A 10,084-nucleotide genomic window follows, 5' to 3' on the forward strand; every position below is an offset into this window, starting at 1 on the left:
CCCGGGCCGGGTCGGGCCGGGCTCCCCGCCCTCGCCCTCGTCTTCGGCGCGCTCAAGAGGGAGCCCCGGCCCCGGCGCCCCGCTCCTCGCGCTCTGCGCGCTCTTCGGGCGGTGGCAGACCGGCGGTGGCAAACCCGTGTCGCCCCCTGCCGCCGGTGCGCCTGGTCTGTAACCCGGCACCGACCCCACGCCGAGCAGGACGAAGACGGAGAAGCCCAGGAGGCCACCGCCCCGGTGCGGGCCGCGGGCGTGACCGCGGCGGAAGATCCCGCCTGCCGGAAAGGGAAGTCAGCAGGTGACGGAGCCCCTGCGCAGGGCGTGGCCGCCGTTGTTGCTGTCGTCGGCCCAGTAGACGGGCTTGGAGCCGGCGACGCACTCGTCGGCGCCCGCCAGGGTGAAGCCCTCGTTGTTGTAGTTGGGCATGCCGCTGGGACGGTCGTAGACGGCGGTGACGGAGAAGGCACCGGCGGAGTCGATCCGCAGGGTGCGGTGCCGGCCGTCGCACGTGTCGTCGCAGACGGCCCACAGGCGGGCGGCCTGGGGTTCCCACTCCAGTTCCATGACGCCGCCCATGCCGCTGTCGAGGGACGCGACGCGGGTGAAGGCGCCGGAGTCCCGCAGGACGTAGCCGTGGATCATGCCGGTGCCCTCGACGCCGACGAAGAACACGCCACCGCTGTGGGCACCGTAGCGCGCCGGGTCGTAGGCGGCGCCGGTGGAGGCGTCCTTGAAGCCGGCCCGGGTCAGGTCGGTGTCGGGGACCCAGGTGATGCCCTCGAAGCCGAGGTTGGCGCCGACGGGCGGCAGGTCGGCGGTGAGGTTCCACTCTTTGGTGGCGCTCAGGGTGGAGCCGGTGCCGGAGACGTCGTATCTCAGGACGGACAGGCGGCTGGTGCCGGACGCGTCGCCATCGCGTTCACTGGCGACGAACACGCCGGCGGCGGACCCACCGCCGGCCACGGTGACGCCCTCGCTGTCGGGGCGTCCGGCGCCACCGGGAAAGCGCAGGGCCTTGCCGGACCTCCAGCCGCCGGCGGTGTCGGGCCTCCAGCCGCCGGAGCCGTCGCGGACCAGGCGCCACAGCTTGCCGCTGTTCTGGGCGGCCCACATGACGTCACCGTCCTGGTGGAGGCCGCTGAGATCCTCGCCGAAGACGTTGGAGGCGTCGGCGGTCGCCACGGAGCCGCCGCCGGGCCACGCGGCGGGCGCGGTGCCGCCGCCACCGCAGTCGTTGGCGGCGCCCAGGGTCACCCGGGCCGCCTTGAAGGCGCCGGTACCGTCGGGGCAGCGTGACCAGGAGGGGCCGGAGTGCCTGCTCCAGGAGAAACCGTCGACCAGGGTCCTGCCGTCCGGCAGGTACAGGCGCGCGCTGTCCTGCGAGCCCAGCCCGAAGGCGTCGTGGACGTCGAAGGCGCGGAAGGCACCCGCCGCCAGGGCGGTCCCGGACGGGATCTTGTACTTTGAGCCGTCCTTGTCGTCCTTGAGGATCCACCCCGATATGTCGATCGTCGAGGTGCCCTTGTTGTGCAGCTCGACCGAGTCCTCGACGTCCCCGGTGGTGACCACCTCGTTGATACGGACGTCACCGGCCGGGGCGGCTTCGGCGGGGAAGACGGCCGGCGCGCCGGCGAGCGCCGCCCCGGTGACGAGGAGAAGAGCGAGAGCACGGTGCCGGCGGCGCGTACGTAGTGCGGTCACGATGTCCGTCCAGAGGTCGCGGGGGAAGGGGCGGCACGACGGTCCCGGCGCAGACCGAACGAGACGCCTCCCAACGGGCGGACAGCGAATGAACGGCGGCCGAAGGGTTGCCGGATACCGGACGAACCGGCTGGCCGGCCACCCGCGGCTGTCGGGTCACCCCCTGTGCTCCCCGCACCGGCCGAGCGCCCCGGCCTCGACGTTTCGGTGCCGCGCTGAAGGGGCGGGCCGTCAGCGCCAGTTCGGATAGCCACCGGCGCCCCGTAACCCCCTTGTCATCACCCGCAACTCTCCTCTCTCCAGGACCTCCCTCAACTAACGCAGCCTGTGTGGCGCGCACACTCGGTGGGGCGGAGCGTGAGCGGAAGATCCGCACGTCCTTTGCCCGATCTCAGGCGGTCGGGTGTGCCACGCCGCAGCGGAGGAGGGGAAACGCAGCCGAGAGGACGGGCCGGGAGCGGGCCTCGTCGGACGGGCCGAAGCGGGGGAGACGGCCTTGAGCTGAAAAGACGGCCCTGAGCCGAAGAGACGGCCCGCTCGATCAGGTCGGACCGGCTACCTCGGGCCGGACCGGCTACCTCGGGCCGGCGGGTGGGGCTCCGGTCACAGCGGCCCGGTAAAGGTCCCGGACGGCGTCGCCGAAGTAGGCGCTGTAGGAGACCTGCGGGGTGTTGCCGCCGGTGTGGTAGCCGCCGACGATCCCGATCACCGCCCATCCGCCGGGCCACGGCACCAGCATGGGCCCGCCGCTGGTCCCGCCGACGAAGCCGTCGCAGGCGACGCGCAGGAAGGTGCCCGGATCGACCGGGTCGTCGCTGTCCCACCGGGTGGACCAGCTCCAGCACTCCAGCGGCTTCGGCGCGCCGCCCGGATATCCGATCATGCGCACCGGGGCGTGGAAGTAACCGGTGCCGGTGAGGAGCCGGACACCGCCGGTGGCGTCCTGGAGCAGGTCTCCGTCCTCGTTGGGCTCGGTGACCGCGAAGGCGAAGTTGTATCCGGCGCCCGCGTGTTCTCCCAGGTCGTAGTACTCCCGCGTGACATAGACGCCGTTGTGCGCGACGGGGAAGATGCCGAAGGGCTTGCGCCCGTCGTGGTACTGGGGCACGAAACCGAGATGGCGTGCGGGCGAGGGCCCGGAGTAGCCCTTCAGGCAGTGCCCGGCGCTGAGCACCAGATTGCGGCCGGGGCTGCGGACCACCGATCCGCTGCAGGTGCGCCCGGTGCCGTCGGCGTCGGTCCAGAAGAACGTCCCGGCCTGCGGTATGCCGTCGAACCTCCGGCTGGGCGGTATGTACTCGCCCGGCCGCGGGCCGTCCCTCCGCGGCGATCCCGGGGCGGACGGGGCGGACGGGGCGGCGCCGGATTCTTTGCCGTCCACGGCGGGCAACGCGTCCGCCATGCGGGCCGGGGTCCAGTAGGCGTCGAGCCGGACGGCGACGGGGTCGGGTCTGCCCGGGGTGCCGTCGGCGAGGGCGGTGGGGGCGGTGGGGGCGAGTCCGGCGGCGCAGAGCAGCACGACCGCCGTCAGCAAGGCGCCACGCCCGGCGTTCCTCGTTCCACGCATCGTCGGCTCCCTTTCGGCCGGTCACAGGCGACGGCTCACCCTAGAGTCGGCGCGGCCCCGGGCAGAAGTGTCCGGCCGGCCGAAGAGCCGGCTGCCGGGCGCGTGGGTGTCGTCCGCTCCCGCGCGGCCCGGTCGGGGAACGACGCGGCTCAGCGTGTACGGGCCGTGCCCGCCATGGTCCGTACCTCCCACAGGGAGGCGCTGTGCCGTTCCGCTTCGAAGGCCGCGCGACCACCGCGCAGGCCGAACAGCCGCTTGGCGAGCAGGATGTAGAGAACGGCGAGTACGTTGAGGACGAACGTGGCGATCCTGAGCCAACTGACCTTCTCCGTCAGCTCGTAGACCTCCAGGGGCAGGAAAGCGGCGGTGGCCACGACGGTCAGGTACTCCGCCCAGCGTTTGGCCCGCCACAGCCCCACGCCCTCGACGATCTCGATCAGCGCGTACGCCGACAGGGCGGCTGCGACCAGCAGCAGAGCCGAGTGGCGGTAGCCGGAGGACTTCTGGATGCTGCCGACGACCGGCGAATGATCCAGGTCGTAGTGGAAGTGGACGGCCACCGGCCGGAAGACGTCCAGGTACTCGTCGAAAAGCCGCCGCACCGCGTCCTGGCTGTTGCTGAACTTCCACACCGCCGCGGCCACCAGCACGATGAACAGCCCACGGATCACCCGTTCCACGGCCAGGAAGCGCAGCACGAACAGATCGCGCAGCGCCTTCCCGCGCGGCACGAGCGGGGCGGCGTCGGCCGGGCCCGAACCGTGGGGCGCGCCGAGCACGAAGTCCCCGCAGCGCAGGCAGCGCCAGGCCTCGCCCAGCGCGGTGACGGCCCGCAGCCTCTCCCGCAGCTTCTCCTCCCGTGGTGCGTAGGTGACGTGTCCACGGCGCGCACAGGCGCGCCGGTCCCAGTCGATCCCCATCCTCAACACCTTCGGCCCCAGCTCGTCGCGCTTCCCGCCCGGAGCCTAGGCGTCACCTCCCCAACAGCGCGCAATGGCCGTGTCACGGTTCCGGCATGCCCGTCCCCGGGAGCAGACAGCCGATCGGTCACGTGCGCGGTGCATGCGACCCGGGGGAAGGTGTCGTGCCGCTTCCGTACCGCCGCCGACGGGCCGACCGGACACCGCGAGGACACGCCGAGGTGCTTCCCGTCCCCGCCGCCGCGCCCGGGGTGCCGAACCCTCCGATGTTCCGGAATGCCGACGCGCGCCGGTTCGAACCGGTATGCCCGGTATCTTTGGTGCGCACTCGGCGTACAGCGGCCGGTGGCACCAGGTGCCGTTCCGGCTCCGGTTCCGGGACGAGCGGGTGGGGCGGGGCTCCCGGGGCGGGCGCGCGGCATGGTCAGGTCCCTTTCCGCGCCGCGGCCCGCCGCTGGGCCGCGGCGATCTCGGTGTACGCCCGCTCGCGGCCTTCCCAGTGCGAACCCTCCACCGATTTGCCGGGCTCCAGGTCCTTGTAGACCTCGAAGAAGTGGGTGATCTCCAGGCGGTCGAAGTGCGGGACGTCGCCGATGTCCTGGAGGTGCGCCTGACGGGGGTCGTGCGCGGGGACGCACAGGACCTTCTCGTCCGGGCCCTGCTCGTCGCTCATCACGAACATGCCGATCGCCCGGCAGCCCACGGCACAGCCGGGAAAGGTCGGCTCGCCCACCAGTACCAGGGCGTCCAGCGGGTCACCGTCCCGGCCGAGCGTGCCGTCGATGTACCCGTAGTCGGCCGGGTACTTGGTGGAGGTGAACAGCAGCCGGTCCAGGCGGATGCGACCGCTCGCGTGGTCCATCTCGTACTTGTTGCGCGACCCCTGCGGGATCTCCACGATCACGTCGAACTCCATGACGACCTCCACGGCACTATGGCGCTACGGCGCTGCGGCGCTGCGGCACGTCCCGCCGACTCCCCGGCGGTGTCGGGCGGGTGGCGCTCCGGGGCACCGCGGGCGGGCCGGACGGCGGCGGGACGGGCGTGCTCCGGGCGGGCCGGACGGACGGACGGCGGAACGGTGATCCGGCCCGCCAGGCCCGCCAGGCCACCAGGCCACCAGGCCACCAGGCCACCAGGCCACCAGGCCCGTCCCGTCCCGGCCGGGAAGACGTGCTCGGTGGGCCCTGTCCGGCTCGTCGTCCCGTCCACTTCGTCGTCCCGTCCGTTCGTCGTCCCGTCCGGGGCACCGCCCTTCCAGTGTGCGCCCGGGCGCCTCCGGCGAGGCCCCACGGGCGGGACCCGGGCCGAACGCGCCACCGGACCCGGGCCGGAGAGGCAGCCGGTCGGGAGCATCGGCGCGGGGCGGCGCAGGGTACCCGGCGTGCCCGACGGCAGTTGACGCGATCGTTGACGAGATCCCGCAGGACAGTGGCGACGGCAGAGGGGCCGCCCCACCGCCGTCCGGCACACCCCGGAGCGGGAGAGGCGCACTCCCCGACGGAGCACGCCCCATTCCTCACACTGCGCCGGGTCCTTCGCACCCCGCCCAATTACTCACACCGCGCCGGGACCCTCACACCCCGCCCGCAACAGGCCCCTGGGTCTGCCACGCGGTCTGCCACGCGGTGATGCGCCTGACGATGAGGACGACCAGCACCCCGGCCCCCACGTAGAGGACCGTGAGCAGGGTGGACATGTTCGCGTTGGCCAGCACGTCCCGCTCGCTGTCGAACGTCGAGGACATGCGCCATTGGATCGGCCGGACGACGATGGCCGCCGCGAACAGCGCCCACCAGGCGTTGACCGGGGCCAGGCGGACGGGGCGCCGTGGGGCGCTGGCCCGCCAGATGTCCGAGACGACCTGGTACGGGACCCACAGGTTGACCACCGGGCCGATCCAGCCGCCCACCACCCAGCCCCGGGACCGGCGGTGCGCGGCGGCACCGCTCATCAGCTCGGCGTTGATCCGGGCCCGCCACAGCCAGACGAGGAACGCCACGCCGGCCGCGATCATCACCAGGAACGATGGCCAGGACACCAGCTTGGCGAGGCCGTCGGTGTCGACGGCCTCAAGGTCCGCGTTCGTCGCCCTCCCGGTCAGGTAGTCGTGGGCGGTGAAGTAGAGGCGCCAGTTGGCGACCGAGACCAGGACCTCGCGCACGAGCGCCAAGGCGATCAGCACCGTGGCGGTAGTGGCCGCGCCGGTCACCACCCTGGGCTGCTCCGCACCGGCCGGGCTCGCGGTTGCCGGAGTGCCGTGCTGTGGACCGTCCATGTTTCTCCCCCGAAAGATCGTCGGCCCGCCGCGCATCGCCCGGAATCGGGGTGCTCCTGGCCGCTGCCCCGGTGTGTCCCCGGTTTCCTGGGGCGTCATGCGGGGCGGCCGTAACGGAATGGCATTAGCCGGGAACGAACAGCGGCAGCGCCCGGGACACGAGCCAGAGCAGCAGGGCCAGGGCCGTGACCAACGCGCACCCTTTCCACAGCGAGGTCTGCGTGGCGAGGGTGGCCCTCCAGACCATCGTGCGTCCGCGGAACCCCACGGACGCCAGCGCGGCCTTCATGGTGCGGGCCAGGTGGTAGGCGGGCGGGAAGTTCGTCGGCGGTACCAGGACGGCCTTCATGGCGCGGACCCCGCGGCGTACGGGCCCGCCCGGCAGGGTGCCGGCGCGGGGCCCCGGCGGCACCGGGTGCACACGGGGCGTCCAATCGGGAGCGAAGGTGATGACGGCGGAGGTCCAGGGGTCGTCCCCGGCTTGTTCGTTCAGCCGGGACGGGACCGGCAGGTGCTCGTCCAGTCGCTCGGCCACCTCCGGCAGCCCGCTCGGCGCCAGGAGGACGAGCTTGCGCGCGGGCTGGGTGGCGCGGGCCTGGCGGACCTCCCACCACAGGCCCTCGCCCAACCCCAGGCGTAGCACGATGAGTTGGGACAGCTCCATCAGCCGCAGCACGGCGGGCTGCCAGTCGTCGGGCGGCAGGTAGAACCGCGCCGCCCCCAGCCGCGGCAGCGGTTCCCCCGGCCTGCCCACCGTGATCACCGCGCCGACCGTGCCCAGGGCTCCCGCGAGTTGCTCCTCCCGGGTGTGGATGTTGACGTACGGCGCCGAGTCGTCGACCCGGGCCGCGGTGTCGTCGTCGGCGAAGCTGCGCAGGTAGAGCACGGGCGCGCGGCCGTCGGCCAGCAGCGCCTGGGCCGCGCCCCGTGCCGAGCGCGGGCGGGTGCGGCGCAGGATCCAGACCCCGGCCCCCAGCGCGGCGAGGCCGGCGCCCAGTGACACCGCGAACGCCGCCGGGGGCATCTTGTGGCCCTCCCGCTGTGCCCCGCCGGTGGCGAGGACGCCCACCGCCAGCAGCCCGTATCCGACGCCGCCGACCGCCAGGAAGACCGGCCGCCACCACCACGGCCGCCGCGGGACGAACCGGCCGACCACGCCGGCGATCTCCGCGGCGCCCGCCCGGCGGCGCCGCCGCAGCCACAGCACCGGCACGGGAAGCACCGCGGCCGGCACCGCCCACACCAGTGCGGTCGCGCCGGACGAGCCGAATTCCCGGTCGAGCCCCGCCTGATCCCGCTCGACCTGGGCCGCCAGCCTGGCGACGCGCGCGCGGGCGACGGAGAGCCGTCCCTCCTCGACGTCGCGGTGGACGGAGGCGACCAGGGACCGGCTCCCTCCCGGCGGGGCATTCTTCGCGAACCACCGGTCGCCCGCACGGATCGCGGCGCGCGCGGGCGCCTCCCCGCCGGCGTGGCGGTCCAGCGCCGCGACGAGGCCGGCGGCCCGCACGGGGGCGCCGTGGAAGCGGTCGCGAGCCCGCAGGTCCAGGCCCGCGGTGACGGCCAGGTGCAGCGCCACGTACACCGTGACGATCGCGACGGCCGTCACCAGCCGGGCGAACGACCGCAAGCCCGAGGACACCCGGCCCCACCCCCACCTCGCCCGGCACCGTCCGGCGCGGGCCGCGTCCCCGTAGTACCACCCCGTCCCACCGGTCGTGGCCGGTTCGGACCACAACCGCGCACCGGATGGCATCGTGGAGGTCCTGCGGCGCGCCCTCCGCGTGCCCGAAGCCCCGGGCGAGAGCTGGTCCGTGAACGGGCGTAAGGAGCGCGCGCCCCGGCGCACGGGAAGCGCGGCAGGCCGGCCGTCGGCCTCCGGCGACGGCGGCGAGGTCTACGCCCGCCGGCGGCCGGAGCCGGCGCGGCCCCGGCCGCTCCCGGCCCGGTGGAGGGAGTCCGCGCCCGTGCCGTCGGCGAGGAGGCCGCGCACTCCTCGTACGCCCCCGGGGCGTCGCGCCGCCCCGGGGCGGACCGCCGGACCGGGGGCCCTCCTCAGCGCCCCGGGCCCGACAGCAGCCCGCGCAGCACGCGCATCTTCACCCCCGTGTACGGCGGGTAGCCGATGGACGGGTCCGGGCGGAGCGGCTTGGTCAGGACGGCCCGGGGATGGCTGAAGGTCTCGAAGCCCCAGCGGCCGTGGGAGGTGCCCATGCCGCTGGGGCCGACGCCGCCGAAGGGCAGGTGGGGGACGATGCCGTGCAGCGTGACGTGGTTGACGACCACGCCGCCCGAGGAGGTCTCCGCCAGGACGCGGCGGTGCTCGTGGCGGGAGCGGGAGAACAGGTACAGGGCCAGGGGCTTCGGACGGGACCGGACGAAGCGGAGGGCGGCGTCGAGGGAGTCGACGCCGAGGACGGGCAGGACCGGGCCGAAGATCTCCTCGGTCATCAGGCGGGAGTCCGGGAGCGGGTCCACGATCACCGTGGGGTCGATGCCCAGGGTCGCCGGGTCGGTGCCGCCGCCGGCCGCCACCGTGCCGCCGGCACCGGCCAGCGCCGCGGCCAGCCGCTCGAAATGGCGGCGGTCGACGACGCGCAGCGGCGTGCCGTCCCGGCCGGCGCGGAACGCGCGGAGCGCGGCGACCGTGGCGGAGACGAACGCCTCGCGCACCGCCGTGTCGACGAGCGCGTAGTCCGGGGCGATGCAGGTCTGGCCCGCGTTGACCAGTTTCGCCCACGCCACCCTGCGGGCCGCGACGTCCACGTCGGCGCGGCGGGTGACGATGACCGGGCTCTTGCCGCCCAGTTCCAGCGTCACCGGCGTCAGGTGGCGGGCGGCGGCGGCCATGATCTGCCCGCCGGTCTCGGTGCCGCCGGTGAAGAAGGCGTGGTCGAACCCCTGGGCCAGCAGGTCGCGCGTCACCTCGGGGCCGCCCTCGACCACGCGCACCGCGTCGGCGCCGAGGTGGCGGGGAAGCAGGTCGGCGAGGAGCCGGGAGGTGGCGGGGGCGTGCTCGGAGGGCTTGACCACCGCGCTGTTGCCGGCGGCGAGGGCGGAGACCAGCGGGCCGAGGAGAAGGAAGACGGGGTAGTTCCACGGACCGATGATCAGGACGGTGCCCAGCGGCTCGTATTGGTACCAGGCGCGGCCCGGCAGCGCCCACAGCGGCACGGGGGTGCGGTGCCGCCGGGCCCAGGCGCGGACGTGGCGGCGCGCGAAGGCCGCCTCGGCGCGGGTGGGGGCGATGTCGCCGAGCCACGCCTCGGCGGCCGTCCTGCCGAGGTCGGCGACGAGCGCGCGGGTGATGTCGGCCTCGTGGACGGCCAGGAACCGTTCCAGGGCGCGGAGCCGGGCGATCCGCCGGTCCAGGTCGGGGGCGCCGGTGCCGGGCCGGGCCGCGCGGAGGGCGGCGACCACGGCCGCGACGTCCGGACCGGCCGGCCCGTCGGCGGGGCGCGGTGCCGCGCCGGGGGCGGCCGTCCCGCCCGGTGCGGCCCGCGTCGGGTCCGAGGTCACGGGGTGCCTCCTTACGTTCGTCGTCTTTTGTCCGGGGTTTTTGTTTTTCTTGCGCGGGGTTTCGTGCTTCGTACGGAAATTCATACGGGAAGGGGCATACGG

7 protein-coding genes are annotated in these 10,084 nt (G+C 74.2%); all 7 read right to left on the reverse strand.

Annotation, left to right across the window (positions count from 1 at the left end):
* Positions 1 to 288: 288 nt before the first annotated feature.
* The 7 genes from ABZX96_RS33555 to ABZX96_RS33585 all read right to left on the reverse strand — a co-directional run bounded on the left by ABZX96_RS33555 (position 289) and on the right by ABZX96_RS33585 (position 9,982).
* A complete protein-coding gene (locus ABZX96_RS33555) occupies positions 289 to 1,698 on the reverse strand; it encodes a lamin tail domain-containing protein (RefSeq protein ID WP_355551831.1) in 1,410 nt (469 codons plus the stop codon).
* 574 nt (positions 1,699 to 2,272) lie between these two features.
* Positions 2,273 to 3,265: a hypothetical protein gene (locus ABZX96_RS33560; protein ID WP_355551834.1), complete on the reverse strand. Its 993-nt coding sequence runs from the start codon at positions 3,263 to 3,265 to the stop codon at positions 2,273 to 2,275.
* Positions 3,266 to 3,414: 149 nt separating this feature from the next.
* Entirely contained in the window at positions 3,415 to 4,185 is a 771-nt protein-coding gene (locus ABZX96_RS33565; RefSeq protein ID WP_355551837.1) for a DUF2127 domain-containing protein, read from the reverse strand.
* A 424-nt stretch (positions 4,186 to 4,609) separates the two neighbouring features.
* Positions 4,610 to 5,101, reverse strand: a complete 492-nt coding sequence (locus ABZX96_RS33570) for an inorganic diphosphatase (protein ID WP_355551840.1) — start codon at positions 5,099 to 5,101, stop codon at positions 4,610 to 4,612.
* A gap of 660 nt (positions 5,102 to 5,761) precedes the next feature.
* Entirely contained in the window at positions 5,762 to 6,463 is a 702-nt protein-coding gene (locus tag ABZX96_RS33575) for a DUF4328 domain-containing protein (protein WP_355551842.1), read from the reverse strand.
* A 124-nt stretch (positions 6,464 to 6,587) separates the two neighbouring features.
* The gene (locus ABZX96_RS33580; protein WP_355551845.1) at positions 6,588 to 8,105 is read right to left on the reverse strand and encodes a transferase; all 1,518 of its coding nucleotides are present in this window, start codon (positions 8,103 to 8,105) and stop codon (positions 6,588 to 6,590) included.
* A gap of 413 nt (positions 8,106 to 8,518) precedes the next feature.
* Entirely contained in the window at positions 8,519 to 9,982 is a 1,464-nt protein-coding gene (locus ABZX96_RS33585; RefSeq protein WP_355551848.1) for an aldehyde dehydrogenase family protein, read from the reverse strand.
* Positions 9,983 to 10,084 lie beyond the last annotated feature (102 nt).

Source organism: Streptomyces sp. NPDC003077, from assembly GCF_040611095.1.
Taxonomy (GTDB): domain Bacteria; phylum Actinomycetota; class Actinomycetes; order Streptomycetales; family Streptomycetaceae; genus Streptomyces.